The sequence below is a fragment of the Streptomyces sp. NPDC054872 genome, assembly GCF_053610705.1.
Genome location: NZ_JBSGYY010000066.1, coordinates 1 through 23,590 on the forward strand (window position 1 = coordinate 1; position 23,590 = coordinate 23,590).

The window sequence follows — 23,590 nt, forward strand, 5'->3', positions numbered from 1 at the left end:
TTGGCGGGGGGGGGGGGGGGCCCCGGCCCCCGGGGGCCCCCCCCTCACGTTCGGGCGTCACTCACCCCTGCGCCGCATCCTCCGCGTGCAGGCTCATCGGCCCATAGATCTTGTTCGCGTCCTCGAAGAGCGACACCTGGTCGGCGCCGCCTTCCGCGAGCTCCTTCCAGAACTCGCCGAGCCACGACTCCGCGTCCCCCTGAGTCGTGAACTCCTCGGGCGTCAGAGCGGGCTGGACCTCCGTCCCGTCCGCCTTCTCGAACCGCCACGTCCATGCCGCCATGCCAGCCTCCCGATGGTCCGACAGCTGTGTGAAGCCCTTGGCAGCCTAGCCGGGCGAGCGGCGCTCGCGGTGACGCGGGAGGATCTTCCTGTGGAACTGACTCTGCTCGGCACCGGCGCCCCCGAAGGCCTGCCCCGTCCCGGCTGCCCCTGCGCGGCCTGCGCGACCGCGCTCGGCGGCGCGGCGCGCGCCGCCACCGCACTCCTGGTGGACGGCGTCCTGCTGCTCGACCTCACTCCTGGCGCCGCCTTCGCGGCCGCCCGCTCCGGGCACTCGCTCGCCGGCGTGCGCCAGGTGCTCCTCTCCCATCCGCACGACGGCCCCTCGGTGGAGGTGCCCGCGGGCCTGCCGCAGCCGGGCCGGGTGCCCGACGGGCGGGAGCTCGCGCTGCTCACCGGGCACCGGGTGCGCGCCGTGGCGATGGACCACCCCGGCACGGGGTACGAAGTCGTGGGTCCCGACGGCCAGCGGCTGCTGTATCTGCCTCCGGGCGGTGCGCCGGCCGGGCTGCCGGACGAGCAGCCCGCGTACGAGATGGTCCTCGCCGATGTGGTCGGGCGCCCCGACGGTCTCGCGCGGCTGCGGGCCACCGGGGCGATCGGACCGACCACGGACGTCGTCGCCGTCCATCTGGGCCACGAGGTGCCGCCGGGCGCGGAACTGACCCGCAGGCTGGCGGCCGCCGGTGCGCGGGCCGTGCCGGACGGGGCGACGCTGGTGGTCGGCGCCTATGAGGACGTGCCGGACGTGCCGCGCCGCACCCTCGTGCTCGGCGGCGCACGGTCGGGGAAGTCGGTGGAGGCCGAGCGCCGCCTCGAGGCCTTCCCCGAGGTCTTGTACGTGGCCACGGGCGGCACCAGGAACGGCGACTCCGAGTGGGCGGACCGGGTGAGCGCCCACCGTGAGCGGCGGCCCGGGTCGTGGAACACGGCGGAGACCTGCGACCTCGTGCCGCTGCTCGCGGAGGACGGCCCTCCGCTGCTCATCGACTGCCTGTCGCTGTGGCTGACGTACGCCATGGACGAGGTGAACGCGTGGGACGACGACGAGTGGGCGGGCGGTGGCGAGCGGGCGCTGCGCAAGCGGGTCGCCGAGCTGACGGACGCGGTGCGGGCGACCCGGCGCACGGTCGTCGCCGTGTCGAACGAGGTCGGCTCCGGCATCGTCCCGGCGACCGCGTCGGGCCGCCGCTACCGCGATGAACTGGGCCGTCTGAACGCGGCGTTCGCCTCGGAGTGCGAGCACGTGCTGATGGTCGTGGCGGGTCAGGCGCTCACCCTGCGCTGCTGACCCGGCCGTTCACGCGGTGGGGTCGCGGCGGGCGATGACCCGGTAGGCGTTGGAGAAGCGGGTGCGGCTCACCACGGGGGCGAGGAGCCGGTCGGCCAGGGCTGCCGCGGCCAGGAGCGGCACCGCGATGCGGGCCGCGGCACGGATGCGGCCGAGGGTGACGGCGAGCCGTGCGGTCAGGTCGAAGGGGATGTGCGGCTCGCGCCGGTCGGTGGCCACGACGGTGTAGCCGAGGCTCTCCAGCTCGGCGTGCAGGGCGGCGGACGGGATGCGGTGGTAGGGCTGCGGCCTGATCCACCCCGTGTCGAGGATCCTGGCGTACCGGCTGCGCGGCTCGGGGACCTCGATCATCAGATGGCCGCCGGGCCGCAACACCGTGCGGGCGGCGATGAGTTCGATGCGCGGGTCGGCGCTGCGCTCCAGGTAGTGGAACATGCTCAGCGCGTCGTATCGCCCCGCGAGCTTCGGCGCCAGGTCGGCAAGCAGCCCGCGGTGGGCCTCCTCCACACGGCCGGCCCTGCGGCCCTCCTCCACGCGCCCGGTGAGGTCGAGGCCGTCGAAGGCGGTGTACGGATGCACCCCTTGGGCGACGGCGGGGAAGTGCCCGAGCCCCGTCTCGATGTCCAGCCAGCTCTCGGGCTCGATGAACCTGCCCATCGCGCGGGCCCGGGCCCGGTGGCGGCGGGTGGAGCACGGGACGGTGAAGATCTTCTCGGCCTGGGCGGCGGCGGCCTGGGCTGCGTCCATGGGCGTGGCGGGCTCCTCTGTCGGGCGGTGCGGACGGTACGAGCGGTGCGGACGGTGCGCGTGCGATCAGTGCGACAACCCACCCAAACGGTACGTAAAGGATCATCGTCACCGGCGCAACGACACCGTGCAGGCGGCCGGTCCCGCCGGCCTCGCGCGCGGGGGGACGCCTGCTGCCGGGCCGTTCGAGCCGGGCCCTGACCCTGCCGGTACTGTTCGGCGAATGAGCTCGCTGAATCTCGACGACTTCACCGACCTGATCGAGCGGCCCGACGGCGGGATCCGCCGCGACGCCGAGGAGCGCAGGGAACGGCAGAGCGTGCCGCCCGGAGCGCTCGGCCGCCTGGACGAGCTGGCCGAGTGGCTCTCCGCCGCCCAGTCGTCGGTACCGGTCAAGCCGATCGAGCGACCGCGCGTGATCCTCTTCGCGGGTGACCACGGGGTCGCCGGCCTCGATGTGTCCGCGCGGCCCGCGGGCAGCGCGGCCGAACTCGTGCGCGCCGTGCTCTCCGGCGTCAGCCCCGTCTCCGTTCTCGCGCGCCGTCTCGACGTGCCCGTCCGGGTCGTCGACATGGCCCTCGACTGCGACCCGGCCGAGCTTCCGGCGGAGGTCGCGGGGCACCGGGTGCGGCGCGGCTCGGGTCGCGTCGACATCGAGGACGCGCTGACGACGGAGGAGGCCGAGGCCGCCGTGCGGGCCGGGATGGCCGTCGCCGACGAGGAGGCGGACTCGGGGACGGACCTGGTCGTGCTCGGCGATGTGAGCGTCGGTGGCACGACGCCCGCGGCCACGCTGGTCGCCGCGCTGTGCGGAACCGATGCTTCCGTGGTCACCGGGCGGGGCGGCTCGCCGATCGACGACCTCGCGTGGATGCGCAAGTGCGCGGCGGTACGGGATTCGCTGCGGCGGGCGCGGCCCGTGCTCGGGGATCAGCTGGAGCTGCTCGCGACGGTGGGCGGTGCGGACATCGCCGCCATGACCGGTTTCCTGCTGCAGTGCGCGGTACGGCGCACCCCGGTCGTCCTGGACGGCGTGGTGGCCTCGGCCGCGGCACTCGTGGCCCAGCGGGTCGCCTTCCGGGCGCCGGACTGGTGGCTGGCGGGGCACAACAGCGGGGAGCCCGCGCAGGCCAAGGCCCTGGACCGGATGGCGCTCGACCCCGTACTCGAGCAGGGCGTGCAGGTCGGCGAGGGCGTGGGCGCGCTGCTCGCACTGCCACTGGTGCGGGCCGCGGCGGCGCTCTCCGCCGAACTGCCGGAGCGGGAGCCGGAGCCGGAGCCCGAGCCGGTGGCAGAGCCCGAGCCCGAGCCGGGGACCGAGCCCGAGCCGGGGGCCGCGCTCAAGACCAGGACCGTCTCCGGTGTCCCGCCCAGGGCAGGGGACCCCGAAGCGGAGTGAGCGGCGCGTCCGCGCGCAGCCGATGACGGCCCGGCATGCCCCATATGATCCCTTTTCATGGGAGATGAGCAATCCACTGCCGGGCGCCGTCAGCGCTTCGCCGCAGCCTTCAGCGTCTGGTACCTCCGCGCCGTCACCTTCATCAACCTCCTGAGCGCGGTCTGGGTCTCCCTCGGCCAGGATCTGCGGCGGCACAACACCGAGAACTACTTCACGCCGTACCTCCTCACCGCCGGCTTCGCGTCCGGTGCGTTCACGATGTTCCTGGCGATCACGATGCGCCGCCGCAAACGCGCCGCCTGGATTCTCAACCTCGTACTCAGCGGGCTCTTCCTGCTCCTCTTCGCGTTCGCGATGGTCTTCCCGGAGATCCGCGGGTACGCGCAGAACTGGATCTCCCTCGTCCTGACCGCCGCCTTCGTCGCCTCGCTGATCGTCGGGCGGCGGGAGTTCTACGCCAAGGGCGACCGCTCCAACCCGAAGCTCGCCGCGGCCGTCGCCGTCGGCGGGCTGCTCGTGACCTCGCTGATCGCCGCGCTCCTGGTCACCGTCACCAACCTCGCGCACGACGAACACCGTTCGACGTTCCTCGACCGCTGGCGCTACGGCACGATGCGCCTGGTCTCGCTGGCCGCCGACGACCGGCGGTTCGAGGGCATCGCCACGCCCGGCTGGGTCAACGTCACCATCAACGTGCTCAGCACGCTGCTCCTCCTTGCCGTCCTGTACGCCGCGTTCCGCTCGCGCAAGGCGGTCGACCCGCTCACCGAGGACGACGAGCGCAAGCTGCACGCACTGCTCGACAAGTACGGCGAACGCGACTCGCTCGGCTACTTCGCGCTGCGCCGCGAGAAGAGCGTCGTGTGGTCACCCAGCGCCAAGGCGGCGGTCGCCTACCGGGTCATCGGGGGTGTGTCACTGGCTTCCGGGGATCCGATCGGAGATCCGGAAGCCTGGCCGGGCGCCATCGAGCCCTGGCTCGCCGACGCTCGCGAGCACGGCTGGATCCCCGCCGTCATGGGCGCGAGCGAGGAGGCGGGCACGATCTACGCCCGGCACGGCCTCGACGCGCTCGAGCTGGGCGACGAGGCCATCGTCGAGACAGCCGAGTTCACGATGGAGGGGCGGGCCATGCGGACGGTCCGTCAGGCGTACAACCGGGTCAAGCGGGCCGGTTACGAGGTGCGGATCCGGCGCCACGAGGACATCCCGGCCGACGAGATGGCGTATCTGCTCGAGCGGGCCGACGACTGGCGCGACGGGGCCACCGAGCGGGGCTTCTCGATGGCGCTCGGACGGCTCGGTGATCCCGCGGACGGACGGTGCGTGATGCTCGAATGCACCGATGGCGACGGCGAGTTGCGGGCCGTCCTCTCCTTCGTGCCGTGGGGCCCGCGCGGGCTCTCCCTCGACCTGATGCGGCGTGATCGCGACTCCGAGAACGGCCTGATGGAGTTCATGGTCATCGAGCTGCTCCAGCGCGCGGCCGAGATCAAGATCACTCAGGTGTCCCTCAACTTCGCGATGTTCAGGTCGGTCTTCGAACGTGGCTCGCGGCTCGGCGCGGGCCCGGTCCTGCGGCTGTGGCGCTCACTGCTCACCTTCTTCTCGCGGTGGTGGCAGATCGAGTCGCTGTACCGCGCCAACGCGAAGTACCGCCCGATCTGGGAGCCCCGCTTCCTTCTCTTCGAGAAGAGCGGTGACCTGCCGCGCATCGGTCTCGCGTCGGCGCGTGCGGAGGGCTTCCTGGAGGCGCCGGGCCTGCCGAAGCGGCTGCACCGCAAGCACCTGGAGTCCCGACGATGAGCGCCCCCGCCCGGCAGGCCCCGCCCGGCCGCCTGGCCCGCATGGCCCGGTCCGAATGGGGACCGCTGTACGCCGCCGTACGCGACGGCATAGCCGGACGGCGGTGGCGGGCGGCGCCCATGACGCTTGTCGCGGTCTGCCTCACCGCCCTGCTCCAGTTCACGCAGAACCAGTCCTGGGGCTATCGGTTCGTCCAGAACATCGGCTCCGTACGGGCCGACGACCCGCTCTGGCTCGCCCTGCTGCGCACCCCGCTCTCGCTCTTCGTGCCCGCGCTCGACCTGCCCGTCTGGGGTGCGCTCGCGCAGATCCTGCTGGTGTTCGGCATCGCGGAGATCTGCGTGGGCCGGTGGCGCACGCTCGCCGTCGCCTACGGGGCCACCCTCGCGGGCACGCTCTACGCGCGCGTCGGCATCGCGTGGGGGCCGGGCCATCCGCTGGGGCTCCCCGCCTCCGACGCGCAGGTCGTCGACACCGGTCCTTCGGCCGCCGTGGTCGGGCTCGCGGTGTACGTGTGCTGGCGGTACCGGGCCTGGTTCACGGCCGGGCTCGTCATCGCCGTGATGGTCGTGGAGGTGATCGTCAAGAACAACCTCGCGGGCAGGGAGCATCTGGCGGCCATCGCGGCCGTGCTGGTGCTGTGCGCCTGCTCGGAGGTGCTTCAGCGGCGTGGCGGGCGGGGCGGTTCCGGGTCGGGTCTGCCGCCGATCAGGTCCTGCATCTTGCGGCGCGGTCCCGCCCAGCGGCGGTCGTGGTGGAAGACCCGCAGGCCCGACCGGGCGCGGGCGCGGGGCCGGTTGCGGTAGAAGCGCCTGGCCCATGCCGATCCGGGCCGGGCGAGGCGGATCGCGCCCACCAGCGCGACCAGTGGGACCACCATGCCGATGAGGGCCGTCCGCAGCTTTCCCTTGGCCAGGGCCACCAGGGCGAAGCAGCAGTTGACGGCGATGTTCAGGGCGAAGCCCACGCGGTTGCCGCGTTCCTCGGGCGTCAGGTCGTTCACGCCGAACGGGGTGAAGCCGGTGAGGATGAGGACCACCAGGGCCGCGGTGAGCATCACGACCTCGACGCTCTTGCGGCCTTGTTCGCTCCAGTAGACGTCGTCCAGGTAGAGGATCAGGGCGAACTCGTCGAGCACGAGGCCGGCGCCGACGCCGAAGATGACCGCCGCGAACATCGAGGCGAGGCTGTGCCGGCCCGCGGCGACCGCCCAGAAACCGCCGACGAGCATGAGGAAGATGCCCGGTACGACGTGGTGGATGTGGACGTCTCCCGAGCTGATGTTCCGGAAGGGGCCCTTGCCGGCGCGGATGAGGCGCGTGATGGTCCGCGTGACGAGGAAACAGCCCACGAAGGAGAGCAGGGCCAGGAGCAGCGGGAGCTTTCCGGGCTCCGTGATGTTCCGGTACCACCAGTCGGCCATGGGGCCATCCTCGGCCGGGGGTTCTCCCGCCGCACCTCGCCGCGGCCGGGCGGGGGCTTCTCCGCTTCCTTCTCCGCACCGCCGTCACGCGGCGCATCCCGCCCGCCCACCCCCGGTCACCCCGCGGCCGGCCAGGCCCGACAGCCGCCAGGTAATCTTCCGCGGTGTCCCAAACCTCCCCCGCCGACGGCCTCCGCTTCGCCTTCGGCACCCTCACCGCGCTCCCGGTCAAGGTCAGCCGCTGGGACCGTGACGCCGCCCGCGCCGGGATGCTCTGCGCCCCGCTCGCCGGACTCGTGGTGGGGCTCTGCGCGGCCGCGCTCGGCGGCGCGCTCATGGCCCTCGGGGCGGGCCCGCTGCTCGCCGCCACCGCGACCGCCGCGACCCCCGCCGCGCTCACCCGCGGCCTCCACCTCGACGGCCTCGCCGACACGGCCGACGGTCTCGGCAGCGCCAAGCCGGCCGACCAGGCGCTCCGCATCATGAAGCAGTCCGACGTCGGCCCCTTCGGCGTCATCACACTGCTGTTCGTCCTGCTCGCCCAAGTGGCCGTCCTCTTCCAGCTCTACGAGGCCTCGTGGACCCGGGGCGCGCTCGCCGCGGTCGTCTCGGCGGCCGCTGCCCGCCTCGCCCTCACCCTGGCCGCCCGCGACGGTGTCCCGCCGGCCCGCCCGGAAGGGCTCGGGGCAGCGGTGGCGGGGACGGTTCCCCGCGGTGCGTCCCTGCTCGCGACGGCACTGGTCACCGCCGTGGCCGCGCTCGCCGCCGTGCCCTTCGGGGCGTACGAGGCGGTGCGGTACGCGGCTGCCGTCCTCCTCGCCGTCTGCGCCGCCGAACTCCTCCTGCGGCACTGCGTCCGCCGCTTCGGGGGCATCACCGGAGACGTGTTCGGCGCGCTCGCCGAGACCGCGGCCACGACGGCCCTGGTGGTCCTCGCCCTCGGCTGATTCACGGACGCCTTCGCTGAAACATGAAAGCGACGACACGAACGGATGAATCTGCGCCGACACGATCGAATGGGCGCGACGCGCGTAGGCTCATGTCCGGCGCCTTTCCGGCCCGTTCTGGGCTGGCGCCGGGCGGGTCGACCCACCCCATCGGCCAAGGAACTCAACGGAAGCGAGAATTCACCACCGTGACTGCTCTGACTCTCAGCACTGCCGCCGCGTCCGGCCTGCGTGCCGACGCGATCGTCGTCGGCGTCGCGAAGGGCGCCAAGGGGCCGGTCGTCGCTCCGGGCGCCGAAGCCGTGGACAAGGCGTACGACGGCAAGCTCGCCTCCGTCCTGGAGACCCTCGGCGCCACGGGCGGCGAGGGCGAGGTGACCAAGCTGCCCGCGCCGTCCGGCTTCAAGGCCCCGGTCGTCCTCGCGGTCGGCCTCGGCACGGTGCCGGAGAAGGACGAGACGTACGGCACCGATGCCCTGCGCCGCGCCGCCGGTACCGCCGCGCGCGCCCTGTCCGGCTCGAAGAAGGCCGCGTTCGCGCTGCCCGCCGAGGACGCCGAGGACACCGGCGCGATCGCCGAGGGTGCGCTGCTCGGCGCGTACTCCTTCGACGCGTACAAGGAAAATGGTTCCGCCAAGGGGAAGAACGGCAAGGACGCCGCCAAGGGTCCGCTCGCCGAGATCGCCCTCCTTGGCGGCAAGCCCCGCGACAAGGCGTACAAGGCCGCCGTCGAGCGCGCCGTCGCCGTGTCCGAGGAGCTCAACCGCGCCCGCGACCTCATCAACACCCCGCCGAACGACCTGAACCCCGAGGCCTTCGCCGCGGTCGCCACCGCGGCCGCCAAGGAGCACGGCATCAAGATCCAGGTCCTGGACGAGAAGGCACTCACCAAGGGCGGCTTCGGCGGCATCCTCGGCGTCGGTGTCGGCTCGGACGCCCCGCCGCGCCTGGTGAAGCTCTCGTACACGTCGTCCAAGGCGAAGAAGCACCTCGCCTTCGTCGGCAAGGGCATCACGTACGACTCGGGCGGCATCTCGCTGAAGCCGGCCGGTCACAACGAGACCATGAAGTGCGACATGGCCGGTGCCGCCGCCGTCTTCGCGGCCGTCGTCACCGCCGCGCGCCTGGGCCTCGAGGTGAACGTCACCGGCTGGCTGGCGCTCGCCGAGAACATGCCGTCCGGCTCCGCGACCCGCCCCGGCGACGTCCTGCGGATGTACAGCGGCAAGACCGTCGAGGTCCTGAACACCGACGCCGAGGGCCGTCTGGTCCTGGCCGACGCGATCGCCAAGGCCTCCGAGGACAAGCCCGACGCGATCGTCGACGTGGCCACGCTGACCGGCGCGATGATGATGGCGCTCGGCAGCCGCACCTTCGGCATCATGGCCAACGACGACGCCTTCCGCGCCGCGATCCACGACGCCTCCGAAGAGGCGGGCGAGCCCTCCTGGCCGATGCCGCTCCCCGACCACCTGCGCAAGGGCATGGACTCCCCCACCGCCGACATCGCCAACATGGGCGAGCGCATGGGCGGCGGTCTGGTGGCCGGTCTCTTCCTCCAGGAGTTCGTCGCCGAGGGCATCACCTGGGCGCACCTGGACATCGCGGGCCCGGCCTTCAACGAGGGCGGCCCGTTCGGCTACACGCCCAAGGGCGGCACCGGCACCGCGGTCCGCACCCTGGTCCGTCTCGCGGAGCGCACGGCCGCGGGCGACCTGGGCTGACCAGCTGATCTGTCGTACGCGCGGCAGGGCCCGGACATCCAGATGTCCGGGCCCTGCCCGATTTCGCCCTCGACGAAATCCGTACGTTCATACGCCTGGGTTACGCCCTCACGTGGCGAATCAGACATCTCACAGCCCGGCCCGCCGTCCCACCTCCCGCCGACAAGTGCGAAGATGGGTTCTCGGCAGGACAGGGCCCCCACCACAGGGCCGAAACAAGAGCGGCCGATACCAGCCGACCGACCGGTCGTCCCCCGAGAAAAAGGGGTCCGGCGTACGGCGCACATGCATGGAGGACGTGACGTGGCGAACGACGCCAGCACCGTTTTCGACCTAGTGATCCTCGGCGGCGGTAGCGGCGGTTACGCCGCGGCACTGCGCGCGTCGCAGCTGGGCCTGGACGTCGCCCTGATCGAGAAGGGCAAGGTCGGCGGCACCTGCCTGCACAACGGCTGCATCCCGACGAAGGCGCTGCTGCACGCCGGTGAGATCGCCGACCAGGCTCGCGAGGCCGGCCAGTTCGGCGTGAAGGCCACCTTCGAGGGCATCGACATGGCGGCCGTCCACAAGTACAAGGACGACGTGATCTCCGGGCTCTACAAGGGCCTGCAGGGACTCATCGCCTCGCGCAAGCTGACGTACATCGAGGGTGAGGGCAAGCTCTCGTCCCCCACCTCGGTGGACGTGAACGGCCAGCGCATCCAGGGCCGCCACGTGCTCCTCGCGACCGGCTCCGTGCCGAAGTCGCTGCCGGGCCTGGAGATCGACGGCAACCGCATCATCTCCTCGGACCACGCGCTGACCCTGGACCGCGTGCCCAAGTCCGCGATCATCCTGGGCGGCGGCGTCATCGGCGTCGAGTTCGCCTCGGCGTGGAAGTCCTTCGGGGCCGAGGTCACCGTGGTCGAGGGCCTCAAGCACCTCGTGCCGGTCGAGGACGAGAACTCCTCGAAGCTTCTTGAGCGCGCGTTCCGCAAGCGCGGCATCAAGTTCAACCTCGGCACCTTCTTCGAGAAGGCCGAGTACACGCAGGACGGCGTCCGCGTGACCCTCGCCGACGGCAAGACCTTCGAGGCCGAGGTGCTCCTGGTCGCCATCGGCCGCGGCCCCGTCTCCGCCGGTCTCGGCTACGAGGAGCAGGGCGTCGCGATGGACCGCGGCTTCGTCCTCGTCGACGAGTACATGCAGACCAACGTCCCGACGATCTCGGCCGTGGGTGACCTGGCGCCGACCCTCCAGCTCGCGCACGTCGGCTTCGCCGAGGGCATCCTGGTGGCGGAGCGCCTGGCCGGTCTCAAGACCGTCCCGATCGACTACGACGGCGTGCCGAAGGTGACGTACTGCCACCCCGAGGTCGCCTCCGTGGGCATCACCGAGGCCAAGGCCAAGGAGATCTACGGCGCGGACAAGGTCGTCGCCCTCAAGTACAGCCTGGCGGGCAACGGCAAGAGCAAGATCCTGAAGACCGCGGGCGAGATCAAGCTCGTCCAGGTCAAGGACGGTGCCGTGGTCGGCGTCCACATGGTCGGCGACCGCATGGGCGAGCAGGTCGGCGAAGCCCAGCTGATCTACAACTGGGAGGCGCTGCCGGCCGAGGTCGCCCAGCTCATCCACGCCCACCCGACGCAGAACGAGGCCATGGGCGAGGCTCACCTGGCCCTCGCGGGCAAGCCTCTGCACTCCCACGACTGATCTCTCAGTCACACGGGCGCGACGACCACAGACTTCCGCAATTTTCGTAAGGAGCAACTGAAACCATGGCGGTTTCCGTATCCCTTCCGGCGCTCGGCGAGAGCGTCACCGAGGGCACTGTCACCCGTTGGCTGAAGGCCGAGGGCGAGCGCGTCGAGGCCGACGAGCCGTTGCTCGAGGTCTCGACCGACAAGGTCGACACCGAGATCCCCTCCCCGGCCGCCGGCATCCTGGCCTCCATCAAGGTCGCCGAGGACGAGACCGTCGAGGTCGGCGCCGAGCTTGCCGTCATCGACGACGGCAGCGGCGCCCCCGCCGCCGAGTCGGCCCCGGCCGCCGAGCCCGCGCAGGAGGAGGCCCCGGCCCCCGCCGCCGAGGCCCCCGCGGCTCCGGCTCCCGCCGCCGAGGCCCCTGCCGCTCCGGCAGCCCCGGCCGGTGGCGCCTCCGGTACCGACGTCACGCTGCCCGCACTGGGCGAGTCGGTCACCGAGGGCACCGTCACCCGTTGGCTGAAGGAGGTCGGCGAGGAGGTCGCGGAGGACGAGCCCCTGCTCGAGGTCTCCACGGACAAGGTCGACACCGAGATCCCCTCCCCGGCCGCGGGCGTGCTGCTCGAGATCGTCGTGGGCGAGGACGAGACCGCTGAGGTCGGCGCCAAGCTCGCCGTCATCGGCGCTCCCGGTGCCGCGCCGGCTCCCGCCAAGGAGGAGGCCCCGGCCGCCCCCGCGCAGCAGGAGGCCCCGAAGCAGGAGGCCGCTCCGGCCCCGGCTCAGCCTGCCGCTCCCGCCCAGCCCGCCGCCCCGGCGCAGCCCGCTGCCCAGGCCCCGGCCCCGGCCCAGCCGGCCGCTCCGGCTCCGGCCGCCCCGGCGCAGCCCGCCGCCCCGGCCCCGTCCGCGCCTGCCGCTCCGGCCTCCCCGGCCGACGAGGGCGCGTACGTCACGCCGCTGGTCCGCAAGCTCGCGGGCGAGCACGGCGTGAGCCTGTCGGACGTCAAGGGCACCGGCGTCGGTGGCCGTATCCGCAAGCAGGACGTCATCGCGGCCGCCGAGGCCAAGAAGTCGGCGCCGGCGCCGGCCGCTGGTTCTGCCGAGGGCCGTGCCGCCTCGAAGGCTCCGGCCCTGGAGGCCTCTCCCCTCCGCGGCCAGACCGTCAAGATGACCCGCATGCGCAAGGTCATCGGCGACAACATGATGAAGGCGCTGCACTCGCAGGCCCAGCTGACCTCGGTCGTCGAGGTCGACATCACGAAGCTGATGAAGCTGCGCGCCAAGGCGAAGGACGCGTTCGCGGCCCGTGAGGGCGTCAAGCTCTCCCCGATGCCGTTCTTCGTCAAGGCCGCCGCCCAGGCGCTGAAGGCCCACCCGGTCGTCAACGCCCGGATCAACGACGACGAGGGCACCATCACGTACTTCGACTCGGAGAACATCGGCATCGCCGTTGACGCCGAGAAGGGTCTGATGACGCCGGTCATCAAGGGTGCGGGCGACCTGAACATCGCCGGTATCTCCAAGAAGACCGCCGAGCTGGCCGGCAAGGCCCGTGGCGGTGGCCTCACCCCGGACGACATGTCCGGCGCCACCTTCACGGTCTCCAACACCGGTTCGCGCGGTGCCCTGTTCGACACGGTCATCGTGCCGCCGAACCAGGCCGCGATCCTCGGCATCGGTGCCACGGTCAAGCGCCCGGTCGTCATCAACCACCCGGACCTCGGCGAGACCATCGCCGTGCGGGACATGACGTACCTCTCGCTCTCCTACGACCACCGTCTGGTGGACGGCGCGGACGCCGCCCGCTACCTGACCACGGTCAAGGCGATCCTCGAGGCCGGCGAGTTCGAGGTCGAGCTCGGCCTGTAGTTCCGCCGCTGGTGCTGCGGCCCCCAGGGCTGTAACACTCGTCTCATCAGCGCGTACGCCCCCGTTCGGAGGTTTCCGAGCGGGGGCGTCGCCGTATTGTCTAGGGGTCACAACGCCCTGGGGGCGCTGCCCCCGCCGGAGGAGCCCACATGACCGCGCCCGTCGTTCACTCGCTGCGCGAACAGATCCGCGAGCACATCGTGGAGGGGATCGTCAGCGGGCGCTGGCAGCCGGGCGAGCGGATCGTGGAGCGGCGGATCGCCGTGGAGCTCGAGGTCTCGCAGACTCCCGTACGAGAGGCGCTGCGGGAGCTGGAGACGCTGCGGCTCATCGAGTCGGCGCCCAACAAGGGTGTACGCGTACGGAACTTGACCGCGGCGGACCTGGAGGAGAGTTACCCCGTCCGTGCGGGTCTCGAGGCCATCGCCGCCGAGCTGGCGGCGGAGAGCCTGGCCGAGGACTGCTCGGCGCTCGAACCCCATGTCGCCGCGCTGTACGAGGCGGACCGGGCCGCCGACGGGACCTCGCAGGTGCGGCACACGGTCGGTTTCCACCGGGAGTTGGTGCGGGCGGCGGACAACTCCGTGCTGCTGCACACCTGGGAGGGCCTCGGCATCGAGGTCTTCACCGCCCTTTCGATCCGGTGGCTCGGCACGGTGCAGCAGTCGTACGCGGAGGAGCACGAGGCCCTGGTCTCGGCCTTCCGGCGGCGGGATCCCGCGATCGCCGATCTGGTGAAGTCCCACGTACTGGGCTGCGCGCCGCGCGCCTGAGCTGCCCCGAGGGGCTCGCGCTCATCCGTGACCGAGCCGCTCAAACGTGCTCTCACCTGCGGTGATCCTTCAAATCGAAGGCACCGCGTGCCCTTCTTAATGGCACCGGATGCCTACTTTCTGAATATGAAGGAGTTTTCGCCTTCAACCCTTTGATCGATCATCGATCACGGAGTTACAGTCTCCGACGGGCTCACACCAGAGCTTCACGCCCTGTCCTGCCAAAGACCTAGGGCACCCCCACCCCTTACCGAACAGGGGACCCCCTCCGACTCAGGAAGGCGGCGACATGACCGACCCCTCCGCAATCCAGCCGAGCGAGCTCGACCAGCTCCCGGACCGCGACCCCGAGGAGACCGCCGAATGGCAGGCCTCCCTGGACGCCGTTACCCAGGCGGCCGGGCCGCACCGAGCCGCATACCTGATGCGGCGCACGCTGGAGCGCGCCGAGGGCGCGGGCCTGGCGCTGCCCAAGCTCCTTGAGACCGACTACGTCAACACCATCCCCACCTCCGCCGAGCCGGCGATCGAGGGCGACGAGGCGATGGAGCAGCGGATCGCCGCGTGGAACCGCTGGAACGCGGCCGCGATGGTGACCCGGGGCAGCAAATACGGCGTCGGCGGCCACATCGCCACCTTCGCCTCCGCCGCCTGGCTGTACGAGACGGGCTTCAACCACTTCTTCCGCGGCAAGGAGGGGGACGGCTCCGGCGACCAGCTCTACATCCAGGGCCACGCCTCCCCCGGCATCTACGCCCGCGCCTTCCTCGACGGCCGTCTGAACGAGGCGCAGCTCGACAACTTCCGCCGCGAGTCGGGCGGCGACGGCCTGCCGTCCTACCCGCACCCGCGCCGGCTGCCCTGGCTGTGGGAGTTCCCGACCGTGTCGATGGGTCTGGGTCCGCTCTCCGCGATCTACCAGGCGCGCTTCAACCGGTACCTCTCCAACCGCAACATCAAGGACGTCTCCGCCTCGCACGTGTGGGCGTTCCTCGGTGACGGCGAGATGGACGAGCCCGAGTCGACGGCAGCCCTCGCGCTCGCCGCGCGTGAGGGTCTCGACAACCTCACCTACGTCATCAACTGCAACCTGCAGCGCCTCGACGGCCCGGTCCGCGCCAACTTCCGCGTGGTGCAGGAGCTGGAGGCCCAGTTCCGCGGTGCCGGCTGGAACGTCATCAAGGTCCTGTGGGGCTCGGCCTGGGACGAGCTGTTCCAGCTCGACACCAACGGCGCCCTGGTCCGCCGCCTGCGCGAGGTGCCGGACGCGCAGTTCCAGACGTACGCGACGCGCGACGCCGCCTACATCCGCGAGCACTTCTTCGGTGCCGAGCCCGCCCTGGTCGAGCTGGGCAAGCTGCTCAGCGACGACAAGATCAGCGAGTGCTTCCACCTCTCGCGCGGCGGCCACGAGGCCCGCAAGGTCTACGCGGCCTACCGTGCGGCGCTCACCCACAAGGGCGCGCCGACCGTGATCCTCGCGCAGACGGTCAAGGGCTTCACGCTGGGCAAGGGCTTCGAGTCCAAGAACGCCAACCACCAGATGAAGAAGCTCACGGTGGACGAGTTCAAGGACATGCGTGACCTCCTTGAGCTGCCGATCTCGGACAGCCAGTTCGTCGACGGCGTGGTGCCTTACGGCCACCCGGGCGCCGACTCCCCCGAGGTCCGCTACCTCCAGGAGCGCCGTGCCGCGCTCGGCGGCCCGGCCCCGGCCCGCCGCACGCAGCCGATCGCGCCGCTGCCCGCCCCGGCCGACAAGGCGTTCGCCTCGTTCGACAAGGGCTCCGGATCGCAGTCGATCGCGACGACCATGGCCTTCGTACGCCTCGTCAAAGACCTGATCCGCGACAAGGAGTCCGGCAAGCGCTGGGTGCCGATCGTCCCCGACGAGGCGCGCACCTTCGGCATGGAGTCGCTCTTCCCGTCGCTCGGCATCTACTCGCCCAAGGGTCAGACGTACGAGCCGGTCGACCGCGACCAGCTGATGTACTACCGCGAGGCGAAGGACGGCCAGATCCTCAACGAGGGGATCACCGAGGCCGGTTCGATGGCGGACTTCATCGCCGCGTCGACGTCCTACGCGACGCATGGCGAAGCCATGATCCCGTTCTACATCTTCTACTCGATGTTCGGCTGGCAGCGCACCGCCGACCAGATGTGGCAGCTCGGCGACCAGCTCGGCCGCGGCTTCCTCGTCGGCGCCACCGCCGGTCGTACGACGCTGACGGGTGAGGGTCTGCAGCACGCGGACGGCCACTCGCCGGTGATCGCCGCGACGAACCCCGCCGCCATGTCGTACGACCCGGCGTTCGCCTACGAGGTCGCGGCGATCGTCAAGGACGGTCTGCGCCGCATGTACGGCGAGGCGGCCCCCGGTGAGGACCAGAACGTCTTCTACTACCTCACCGTCTACAACGAGCCGATGCCGCAGCCCGCGAAGCCCGCGGGTGTGGACGAGGGCATCGTGCGCGGCCTGTACCGCTTCAACACCGCCGAGTCGGCGGGGCTCTCCCCCGCCGCCAACGCCTCGCGCATCCAGCTGATCGGCTCGGGCACGGCCATCCACTGGACGCTCGCGGCCCAGAAGATGCTCGCCGAGGAGTGGGGTGTGGCCGCCGACGTGTGGTCCGCGACCTCCTGGACCGAGCTGCGCCGCGACGCCCTGGAGGCGGACGAGGCGATCCTGCGCGGCGAGGAGCGCATTCCGTACGTGCGTACGGCGCTCGAGGGTGCGCAGGGTCCCGTGCTTGCGGTCTCCGACTACATGCGGCAGGTTCCCGACCAGATCGCGCAGTGGGTCGAGCAGGACTACTCGTCCCTGGGTGCGGACGGCTTCGGCCTCTCCGACACGCGTGACGCGGCTCGTCGCCACTTCGGCATCGACGCGGAGTCGATCGTCGTGGCCTCGCTCGCGCAGCTTGCCCGTCGTGGCGAGGTGCCGGCTTCCGCGGTGAAGGAAGCTCGGGCGAAGTACGGTCTGTAGCCTTCGGCTCGATGTGGGTGCGGGTCCCTGCCGGAAGGCGGGGGCCCGTTCCCGTGTGCGGGGGCGTTCTACTCGTAGCGGCGGGCCATCCGTGTCGCCGCTGTCGCGAAACGCTCCCGCAGCGCCTTGGGTTCCAGGACCTCCACCTCCGGGCCCAGCGACATGAGCTGCGTGTACGCCACCATCTCGTTCTCGACCGCGAGGGTCAGCGTCACCCAGCCCTCCTCGTCCGGGTCACTCGCTGTCTCCAGTGCTTCCTGGGTGGACGCGGAGTCGGTGGCGTACGGGAGCCGGCGCACGCCCGCCTCGGAGAGCCGCAGCACGACCTCGGAGCGCAGGATCGCCCGCGCGAACTGCGCGGCCCGTTCCTCCCAGAAACCCGGCAGGTCGAAGTCCTCGTCGCGTACGAAGCGTTCCTCTTCGACGGCGATCGCGGTGAACCGGTCGATGCGGTACACCCGGAACGAACCCGTGTCGGGCACCCGCGCGCACAGATACCAGACCCCGGCCTTGAGGACGAGGCCATAGGGCTCCAACTCCCTCTCCACCTCGGCGTCCTGGCGCCGGTAGCGGGCGGTGACGGTGCGGTCGTCCCACACCGCGTCCGCCAGCGCGGGCAGCAGTTCGGGCGCGGGCGTCTCCTGGAACCAGCCCGGCGCGTCCAGGTGGAACCGCTGCGAGGCGTTCTGCGAAGCGTCCCGCAGCGAGGGCATCAGCGCCGCCGACACCTTCAGACGGGCCGCCGACGCCGCGTCCTCCAGGCCCATCTCACGCAGTGCGCCCGGCACTCCGGACAGGAAGAGGGCCTCCGCCTCGCTGCGCCCGAGGCCGGTCAGCCGGGTGCGGTAGCCGCCGATGAGCCGGTAGCCGCCGGCCCGCCCCCGGTCGGCGTAGACCGGGACGCCCGCCTCCGAGAGGGCCTGGGCGTCCCGCGTGATGGTCCGCTCGGACACTTCGAGCTCACCCGCGAGTTCGGCGGCCGTCATGGAGGGGCGGGCCTGGAGCAGAAGCACCATCTTGATGAGGCGTGCAGCGCGCATGCCCCCATGATGCCGTCAGCCGGTGGGCGGGAAGAGGCTCACGGTCACGGGAGGGCCCCTAGCGGTACCCCGTGACGTCGGCGGGCTTGCCCTTCTGCTCGACCTCCGCGATGTAGCGCCAGGCGTCGGGCGCCGAACCGTCGACGTCCGTGAAGCCGTACTCCTTGGCGAGACCGCCGCTGGAGAGCGAGGCCCCGTTCCAGCGGGCCACCTCGGGGTCGGCGGCCAGCGCGACCAGGGCCCGGCCCACGAACGTCGGGGTCTCGGAGATCGCGAAGTGCGGGTTCTGCGCGCGGCCGTCGAGCCAGTTCTCCTCGGTCACCTTGAAGTGGGTGTCGAGCATGGCTTCGGAGCGCAGCCAGCCGGGCGTCAGACAGAGGGCCGTGCAGCCGTACTCCTTGAGCTCCTCGGCCAGGCCGAACGCCATCCGCAGCGGGGCCGACTTGGCGAGGTCGTAGTAGAAGGGCTTGCGGTAGTTGGGGCCGTTGTACTCCTCGGTCCCGTCGGTCACCTCGACGACCAGGCCGCCGGGGTTCTTGATGAGCAGCGGCAGCGCGTACCTGCTGGTGACGATGTGGGTCTCGATGCCGAGGCGCATCAGGCGCAGCCCCTTGTCGAGGTCGTGCTCCCACATCTTCTTGTCCCACTCGACGTGGAGGTCACCGCCCCAGATGTCGTTGACCAGGATGTCCAGGCGGCCCTGCTCACGGTCGATCCGGTCGACGAGGGCCTCGACCTGCTCGGGCTCCAGGTGATCGGTGGGTACGGCGATCCCGGCGCCCGGTCCGCCGGCCTCCCGGCCCGCCGCGGTGATCAGCTCCGCGGTCTCCTCGATGGTCTCCTTGGTGCGCCCGACCTCGCTGGTGTGCGCCCGGGTCGTACGGCCCGTCGCGTACACGGTGGCCCCGGCGCGGCCGAGCTCCACGGCCATGGCCCGGCCCGCGCCGCGGGTGGCGCCGGCGACGAGGGCGACCTTTCCGGTCAGGGGGTGCGCGGGTGCGTGCGTGGTGTCCATCTCTTCGCTCTCCATGAGTTCGAGGCTGCCACCCAATGCCGACACCTGCTGTCGGGTTTTCCACGGGCATGTGCACGCATAACGAGACAGTCGCATCCGCCGCACTCCGCGTGCGTACCCACCCCGCAGGACCGATGCTTGTCCCGTGATGGACGAGACGGAGTTCTGGGAGATCGTGGACCGCACCCGCGTGGCCGCCGAGGGCGACCCCGAGGACCACGCCGACCTGCTCACCGAGAAACTCCTCGAACTCGAGCCGGACATGGTGCTCGACTTCGCCCGTCACTTCGAGGCGCGCTACAACCGTGCCTACCGCTGGGATCTGTGGGGCGCTTCCTGGGTCCTCCTCGGCGGCGCAAGCGACGACGCCTTCGACTACTTCCGCTGCTGGCTGATCGGTCAGGGGCGCGAGGTGTTCGAGGGAGCCCTGCACGACCCGGACTCGCTCGCGGACCTCCTCGACGACTTCGACGAGGACATCGACGGCGACGGCGAGGAGCTCGGCTACGCGGCGGACGAGGCCTACGAGCAGCTCACCGGCGTGGTCACCCCCGATCTCGGCATCGCTCCCGCCCCGACGGAGCCGCAGGGCACACCCCTCGACTTCGAGGACGAGGCGGCGATGGCCCAGCGTTACCCGAAGCTGTGGGAACGTTTCGCCGAGATCGACTGAGCCGGTACCGGGACGGACTCTGCATCTGCCTCCACCTGCCGGCTTTCACCTGCCCTGCAGCCGTGCGGCCTTCTCCCTGATCGCGGGGAGCGCGGCCGTGAGCGCCGCACCCGGGCAGGAGGTGGTGTAGCCGTCGCGGTGCCCGGACACCGCGCTGAACGCCTCGACGGCCCCCGCCGGATACCTGCTGAGGCTGTTGGTGGAGACCAGCCGCACCGCGGACAGCGGGTTCACGTCCGAGAGACCGAGTTTCCACGCGATCAGCCGGGCCATGGCGTCGGTCATGGCCTTGGGAACAGGCGTCCCTTCCGTGAACGTTCCGATCGCCGCGATCCCCACCGATCCCTTGTTGTAACCCTGCGTGTGCGCCCCGACGACGGCCCTCTCGATGCCGCCCGCACGCCCTTCGTAGACGGTCCCGCACCGGTCGACGAGGAAGTTGTAGCCGATGTCGTCCCACTGTCTCCCCTCGGTCTGACCGGCGTGCAGATACCGGATGGTGCGCGCGGCGTCGGCGCAGTCGTAACTGTTCGGGGTGTCCGTGTGGTGGATGAACACCGCCCGGACCCGGCCGGCGTACCGGGCGGGCGGCGCCTCATCCGTCGCGTCGGCCAGCCACTCGGCGCGCGGCACCACGCGTGGCCGCGCCGCGGGATGGCCCGCCTCCCGCCGCACCAGAGCCGCGGCCGCCGGCATCACCGAGTGCCGCCCGGTCACGCCGGTCCGCTCCCCGAGCCCGGCGAACGCCACCGCACCGTCACCCGCCCGCGCCGACGCCCCTGACACCCCCGGCCCCACGAACCACGCGCACAACAGCAGTAGCCCGACGGCCGCGACTCCCGGCACGCAGGCGAGCACCGCACGCACCGTCACCGGCACGCGCGCCGCGGACGACCCACGGAAGACACGCATGCTCCGACTGTCCGGCCCGCCCCCTCCCCCCGCGATCCACACTCCGCCAATCGGGTGAACCGGAGGGCGAGCTCAGGGGGCGGCTCCTGGCCCCCGGCAGGGCGGCGCCTGAGGCCGGACACAGGTAGCGGCGCCTCGGCGGGCGGCGCCTCCGCTACGGCTCCGGGACCACCCGCGGGTCCGGCCTCACGTCCGGCCCCAGGTCCATCGAGAACGCCAGCAGGGCCACGTCGTCCCCGACGCCGCCGGAGAACCGCACCAGGTCCTTCCAGACGGCGGACGTCATCGCCGCCGGGTCGTCCCGCAGGTCGGCGCAGAGCACCGGAAGGCGTTCGGTCAGCGGATAGAAGGCGCCGGACCCGTCCCGCGCCTCGGTCACCCCGTCGGTCACCACGAGGAGGCGGTCGCCTGGCCGCAGGCCCACGGTCACCTCTTCGGGCGGGGCGACTCCCGCGATCCCCAGGCCCAGCGGCGCGCCCGGCGCCACGGCGAGCTCCTGGACGGAGCCGCCCCGCAGCAGCAGCGGGGGCGGGTGGCCGCAGGAGACGACCCGCAGCTCGGCCGCGTCGCCACGGAACTCCAGAAGGACGGCCGTGGCGAAGAGTTCGGCGTGCTCGGCCTCTTCGGAGTCGACCACGAGCCGCCGGTCGAGCCGGCCTGCGACCCCCTCCAGGTCGGGCTGGTCGAGCACCGCCTCCCGGAAGGCTCCGAGCAGCGCGGCGACCGTTCCGACGGCCGCGAGGCCGTGCCCCTGCACATCGCCCACCAGCGCCCGTACGCCGCTGGGCCCCTTGCGCACGTCGAAGAGATCACCGCCGACCAGCGTCCCGCCCTGCGCCGCGCGGTAGAGGCCCGCGCAGCGCACCGGGCCCACGCGCTCCGGCAGCGGCGGCAGGACGGCGAACTGGGCGGCTTCCGCGACGGTGCGGACGGTGACGAGCTGGGTGTCGCGGCGGCTGCGTACCCAGGCGAACACGATGCTCAGGAGCGCCACGAAGGCGACCGTCAGCACATCGCTGTCCCCGGGGCGGCCGAGCCCGAAGCCCGGCAGGTAGAGCAGCAGCACCACGGTGCCGCCGAAGAGGGCCGTGACGGAGGCGCCGTACGAGAGCGCGGCCAGCGGGGGCACGGCGGCGAGCAGGAAGCTGAGGTCGACCGTCTCCGGAGTGGCGAGCTGGATGACGCAGGTCACGACCAGGAGCACGGGCGGAGGCCAGCGCACCCAGGTGGGCGGCGGTGCCCCGCGCAGCCAGCCGGGCTCCTCCCGGTCCCGCCGGCTGGCAGCAGCGACCCTGAACATCGGTTCGCTCCTTCCGGTCGGCCATTCCACGCTCCTACGCGCGCGTGCCCGCCGCACGCCGGGCCGGTCCGTCGGGTGGCAGCTCCGGGGCGGGGGCCATGGCAGCCCCGGGAGTGTCAGAGCACGCGCCCCATCAGCACGTCGTCCACGTACGCGCCGTCGAGGAAGAACTCACCCGGCAGCACCCCCTCGACCACGAAGCCCTCGGAGGCGTAGAGCGTCCGGGCCGGGATGTTGTGGCCGAGCACCCGCAGCGTGATGCGCCGCGCGCCCTGGCGGCGGGCCTCCTCCACCGCGGCCCTGACCAGACGGCGGCCCACTCCCCTGCCGCGCGCCTCGTCCGCGACGGCGAAGCCCAGGATCTGGCGCACGTGGGCGTTGGCCAGGACGGAGGTGGGATATCCGAGCCGTATGTAGCCGACGACCACGCCGTTCAGCTCGGCGACCAAATGGTCGTGCGGCCCGAAGCGGTCACTGAAGAACGGCGGGTACGGACGCTGCGGAGCAGGCTGTACCGCGTGCAGGGTGGACCAGGTGACGCGGTCGAGGCGGCCGAGGGCTTCTTCGTCGTCCGGCAGAGCGGTACGTATGAGCATGTCCTGCATGGACGTCACTGTACGACGGCCGCCTGACGCCTCTCCGTGGGTTTCCGGGGCAGGATGACGTCATGGCACCCACCGATCCCGAGCAGTCAGCCCCCTCGTCGCGGCGGTCCCGTATCGCCGTGGCCGGTGCGTCCGGCCTCATCGGAACGGCGCTGACGCGCGCCCTCACCGACGACGGCCACGAGGTGGTGCGGCTGGTGCGCCGGGCACCTCGTACGAAGCAGGAGGTGCGCTGGGACCCCAAGAAGGGGTACGTCGACACGGCGGGGCTCGCGGGCTGCGACGCGCTGGTCAACCTGGCGGGAGCCGGGATCGGTGACCGCCGCTGGACGGACGCCTACAAGCGGGAGCTCCGCGACAGCCGGGTGCTCGGCACCGCGACGCTCGCCGAGGCTGCCGCCTCGCTCGACGAGCCGCCCCGGGTTTTCCTGTGCGCGAGCGCGATCGGCTACTACGGAGACACCGGTCAGCGCGCGGTGGACGAGAGTGCTCCCTCCGGAGAGGGCTTCCTGCCGTCCCTGTGCGTGGAGTGGGAGGGCGCGGCCGCCGCGGCGCACGCGGCGGGCATCCGCACGGTCTTCGCGCGCAACGGCCTGGTGGTGGCGCGCGAGGGCGGGGCCTGGCAGCGGATGTTCCCGCTCTTCAAGGCGGGGCTCGGTGGGCGACTCGGCGACGGCAGGCAGTACTGGAGCTACATCTCGCTGCACGACGCCGTGGCCGCGTTGCGGCACCTGCTCGACACGGACTCGCTCGCGGGCCCGGTCAATCTGACCGCGCCCGACCCGCTGACCAACCGCGAGGTGACGGCCGCGATGGGCCGGGTGCTGCACCGGCCCACGCTCTTCGCGGCGCCCGCGCCCGCGCTGCGCGTCGTGCTCGGCGAGATGGCCGGTGACGTGCTCGGCAGCCAGCGGGTGCTTCCGACCCGGCTCCTGGAGTCGGGCTTCTCGTTCGCGTTCCCGGGCATCGAGGAGACGATCCGCGAGGCGTTGCGGTAGCGGTAGCGGGTTTGCGGTAGCGGTAGAGGGGTTGCGGCACACCACCCGCGCTCTCCGCTCCCGCGACCACCGCACGACCGCCGCACGACCTCTGTGCGACCGGCGTGCGACCGTGCTCGGT

The 23,590-nt window shown here is 71.9% G+C and carries 19 protein-coding genes and 1 pseudogene; 12 read left to right on the top strand and 8 right to left on the bottom strand.

The genetic code is table 11. The features are described 5' to 3' along the window. Positions 1–61 precede the first annotated feature (61 nt). Positions 62–283 (bottom strand): hypothetical protein, encoded by a 222-nt coding sequence (locus tag ACWGIH_RS42130; protein WP_363208308.1) that lies wholly within the window; start codon positions 281–283, stop codon positions 62–64. 90 nt (positions 284–373) lie between these two features. On the opposite strand from ACWGIH_RS42130, the gene ACWGIH_RS42135 reads away from it, so the two are divergent. Beyond that, positions 374–1,573: a bifunctional adenosylcobinamide kinase/adenosylcobinamide-phosphate guanylyltransferase gene (locus ACWGIH_RS42135; protein ID WP_453452093.1), complete on the top strand. Its 1,200-nt coding sequence runs from the start codon at positions 374–376 to the stop codon at positions 1,571–1,573. Between the two features lie 9 nt (positions 1,574–1,582). On the opposite strand, the gene ACWGIH_RS42140 is transcribed toward ACWGIH_RS42135, so the two are convergent. Next, entirely contained in the window at positions 1,583–2,320 is a 738-nt protein-coding gene (locus tag ACWGIH_RS42140) for a class I SAM-dependent methyltransferase (protein ID WP_453452092.1), read from the bottom strand. Positions 2,321–2,543: 223 nt separating this feature from the next. Here ACWGIH_RS42140 and cobT point away from each other — a divergent pair, with 223 nt between their 5' ends. From cobT to ACWGIH_RS42155, 3 genes and pseudogenes are all read left to right on the top strand, one after another. Continuing rightward, positions 2,544–3,719 carry a nicotinate-nucleotide--dimethylbenzimidazole phosphoribosyltransferase gene (gene cobT / locus ACWGIH_RS42145; RefSeq protein ID WP_453452091.1) on the top strand — a complete coding sequence of 392 codons (1,176 nt, stop codon included), beginning with the start codon at positions 2,544–2,546 and terminating at the stop codon, positions 3,717–3,719. Between the two features lie 57 nt (positions 3,720–3,776). Continuing rightward, positions 3,777–5,525 carry a phosphatidylglycerol lysyltransferase domain-containing protein gene (locus ACWGIH_RS42150; protein ID WP_453452090.1) on the top strand — a complete coding sequence of 583 codons (1,749 nt, stop codon included), beginning with the start codon at positions 3,777–3,779 and terminating at the stop codon, positions 5,523–5,525. Next, a pseudogene (locus ACWGIH_RS42155) lies at positions 5,522–6,241 on the top strand (hypothetical protein); the annotation flags it as partial. The gene ACWGIH_RS42150 and the pseudogene ACWGIH_RS42155, both read left to right, overlap by 4 nt. Here ACWGIH_RS42155 and ACWGIH_RS42160 read toward each other — a convergent pair. Next, positions 6,187–6,948, bottom strand: coding sequence for a hypothetical protein (locus ACWGIH_RS42160; RefSeq protein ID WP_453452089.1), 762 nt, complete (start codon positions 6,946–6,948; stop codon positions 6,187–6,189). The pseudogene ACWGIH_RS42155 and the gene ACWGIH_RS42160 sit on opposite strands and share 55 nt — an antisense overlap. Before the next feature lie 164 nt (positions 6,949–7,112). Between ACWGIH_RS42160 and ACWGIH_RS42165 the strand changes: the two genes are divergently transcribed. The 6 genes from ACWGIH_RS42165 (at position 7,113) to aceE (ending at position 16,926) form a co-directional block, all read left to right on the top strand. After that, positions 7,113–7,895 (top strand): adenosylcobinamide-GDP ribazoletransferase, encoded by a 783-nt coding sequence (locus ACWGIH_RS42165; RefSeq protein ID WP_453452088.1) that lies wholly within the window; start codon positions 7,113–7,115, stop codon positions 7,893–7,895. A 188-nt stretch (positions 7,896–8,083) separates the two neighbouring features. Then, on the top strand, positions 8,084–9,619 hold the full coding sequence (locus ACWGIH_RS42170) for a leucyl aminopeptidase (RefSeq protein ID WP_453452087.1): 1,536 nt from the start codon (positions 8,084–8,086) through the stop codon (positions 9,617–9,619). Between the two features lie 303 nt (positions 9,620–9,922). Continuing rightward, a complete protein-coding gene (lpdA, locus tag ACWGIH_RS42175) occupies positions 9,923–11,311 on the top strand; it encodes a dihydrolipoyl dehydrogenase (protein ID WP_453452086.1) in 1,389 nt (462 codons plus the stop codon). Between the two features lie 65 nt (positions 11,312–11,376). Continuing rightward, complete coding sequence (sucB, locus tag ACWGIH_RS42180) at positions 11,377–13,167, top strand: 2-oxoglutarate dehydrogenase, E2 component, dihydrolipoamide succinyltransferase (protein ID WP_453452085.1); 1,791 nt, start codon at positions 11,377–11,379, stop codon at positions 13,165–13,167. A gap of 149 nt (positions 13,168–13,316) precedes the next feature. After that, entirely contained in the window at positions 13,317–13,940 is a 624-nt protein-coding gene (locus tag ACWGIH_RS42185) for a GntR family transcriptional regulator (protein ID WP_453452084.1), read from the top strand. Between the two features lie 289 nt (positions 13,941–14,229). Next, entirely contained in the window at positions 14,230–16,926 is a 2,697-nt protein-coding gene (gene aceE / locus ACWGIH_RS42190) for a pyruvate dehydrogenase (acetyl-transferring), homodimeric type (RefSeq protein WP_453452083.1), read from the top strand. A gap of 68 nt (positions 16,927–16,994) precedes the next feature. Here aceE and ACWGIH_RS42195 read toward each other — a convergent pair whose 3' ends face one another. Further along, complete coding sequence (locus ACWGIH_RS42195; RefSeq protein WP_453452082.1) at positions 16,995–17,966, bottom strand: helix-turn-helix transcriptional regulator; 972 nt, start codon at positions 17,964–17,966, stop codon at positions 16,995–16,997. A gap of 58 nt (positions 17,967–18,024) precedes the next feature. Then, positions 18,025–18,996 (bottom strand): SDR family oxidoreductase, encoded by a 972-nt coding sequence (locus ACWGIH_RS42200; protein WP_453452081.1) that lies wholly within the window; start codon positions 18,994–18,996, stop codon positions 18,025–18,027. 133 nt (positions 18,997–19,129) lie between these two features. Between ACWGIH_RS42200 and ACWGIH_RS42205 the strand changes: the two genes are divergently transcribed. Then, positions 19,130–19,654, top strand: a complete 525-nt coding sequence (locus ACWGIH_RS42205; protein ID WP_453452095.1) for a DUF4240 domain-containing protein — start codon at positions 19,130–19,132, stop codon at positions 19,652–19,654. Between the two features lie 45 nt (positions 19,655–19,699). Here the strand turns inward: ACWGIH_RS42205 and ACWGIH_RS42210 are convergent, their stop codons facing one another. The 3 genes from ACWGIH_RS42210 to ACWGIH_RS42220 all read right to left on the bottom strand — a co-directional run bounded on the left by ACWGIH_RS42210 (position 19,700) and on the right by ACWGIH_RS42220 (position 22,471). Continuing rightward, complete coding sequence (locus ACWGIH_RS42210) at positions 19,700–20,566, bottom strand: peptidoglycan recognition protein family protein (RefSeq protein WP_453452080.1); 867 nt, start codon at positions 20,564–20,566, stop codon at positions 19,700–19,702. A gap of 154 nt (positions 20,567–20,720) precedes the next feature. Further along, complete coding sequence (locus tag ACWGIH_RS42215; RefSeq protein WP_453452079.1) at positions 20,721–21,866, bottom strand: PP2C family protein-serine/threonine phosphatase; 1,146 nt, start codon at positions 21,864–21,866, stop codon at positions 20,721–20,723. A gap of 116 nt (positions 21,867–21,982) precedes the next feature. Then, positions 21,983–22,471: an N-acetyltransferase family protein gene (locus ACWGIH_RS42220; protein ID WP_453452078.1), complete on the bottom strand. Its 489-nt coding sequence runs from the start codon at positions 22,469–22,471 to the stop codon at positions 21,983–21,985. Positions 22,472–22,533: 62 nt separating this feature from the next. On the opposite strand from ACWGIH_RS42220, the gene ACWGIH_RS42225 reads away from it, so the two are divergent. Next, positions 22,534–23,469 carry a TIGR01777 family oxidoreductase gene (locus ACWGIH_RS42225; protein WP_453452077.1) on the top strand — a complete coding sequence of 312 codons (936 nt, stop codon included), beginning with the start codon at positions 22,534–22,536 and terminating at the stop codon, positions 23,467–23,469. The last annotated feature ends 121 nt before the right edge of the window (positions 23,470–23,590 follow it).

What these genes read in the sequence shown, in the direction of transcription:
- ACWGIH_RS42130 (WP_363208308.1), bottom strand. Translation starts at nt 283, where the DNA reads ATGGCGGCATGGACGTGGCGGTTCGAGAAGGCGGACGGGACGGAGGTC.
- ACWGIH_RS42140 (WP_453452092.1), bottom strand. Translation starts at nt 2,320, where the DNA reads ATGGACGCAGCCCAGGCCGCCGCCGCCCAGGCCGAGAAGATCTTCACC.
- cobT (WP_453452091.1), top strand. Translation starts at nt 2,544, where the DNA reads ATGAGCTCGCTGAATCTCGACGACTTCACCGACCTGATCGAGCGGCCC.
- ACWGIH_RS42150 (WP_453452090.1), top strand. Translation starts at nt 3,777, where the DNA reads ATGGGAGATGAGCAATCCACTGCCGGGCGCCGTCAGCGCTTCGCCGCA.
- ACWGIH_RS42160 (WP_453452089.1), bottom strand. Translation starts at nt 6,948, where the DNA reads ATGGCCGACTGGTGGTACCGGAACATCACGGAGCCCGGAAAGCTCCCG.
- sucB (WP_453452085.1), top strand. Translation starts at nt 11,377, where the DNA reads ATGGCGGTTTCCGTATCCCTTCCGGCGCTCGGCGAGAGCGTCACCGAG.
- ACWGIH_RS42185 (WP_453452084.1), top strand. Translation starts at nt 13,317, where the DNA reads ATGACCGCGCCCGTCGTTCACTCGCTGCGCGAACAGATCCGCGAGCAC.
- aceE (WP_453452083.1), top strand. Translation starts at nt 14,230, where the DNA reads ATGACCGACCCCTCCGCAATCCAGCCGAGCGAGCTCGACCAGCTCCCG.
- ACWGIH_RS42195 (WP_453452082.1), bottom strand. Translation starts at nt 17,966, where the DNA reads ATGCGCGCTGCACGCCTCATCAAGATGGTGCTTCTGCTCCAGGCCCGC.
- ACWGIH_RS42200 (WP_453452081.1), bottom strand. Translation starts at nt 18,996, where the DNA reads ATGGAGAGCGAAGAGATGGACACCACGCACGCACCCGCGCACCCCCTG.
- ACWGIH_RS42205 (WP_453452095.1), top strand. Translation starts at nt 19,130, where the DNA reads ATGGACGAGACGGAGTTCTGGGAGATCGTGGACCGCACCCGCGTGGCC.
- ACWGIH_RS42210 (WP_453452080.1), bottom strand. Translation starts at nt 20,566, where the DNA reads ATGCGTGTCTTCCGTGGGTCGTCCGCGGCGCGCGTGCCGGTGACGGTG.
- ACWGIH_RS42215 (WP_453452079.1), bottom strand. Translation starts at nt 21,866, where the DNA reads ATGTTCAGGGTCGCTGCTGCCAGCCGGCGGGACCGGGAGGAGCCCGGC.
- ACWGIH_RS42220 (WP_453452078.1), bottom strand. Translation starts at nt 22,471, where the DNA reads ATGCAGGACATGCTCATACGTACCGCTCTGCCGGACGACGAAGAAGCC.
- ACWGIH_RS42225 (WP_453452077.1), top strand. Translation starts at nt 22,534, where the DNA reads ATGGCACCCACCGATCCCGAGCAGTCAGCCCCCTCGTCGCGGCGGTCC.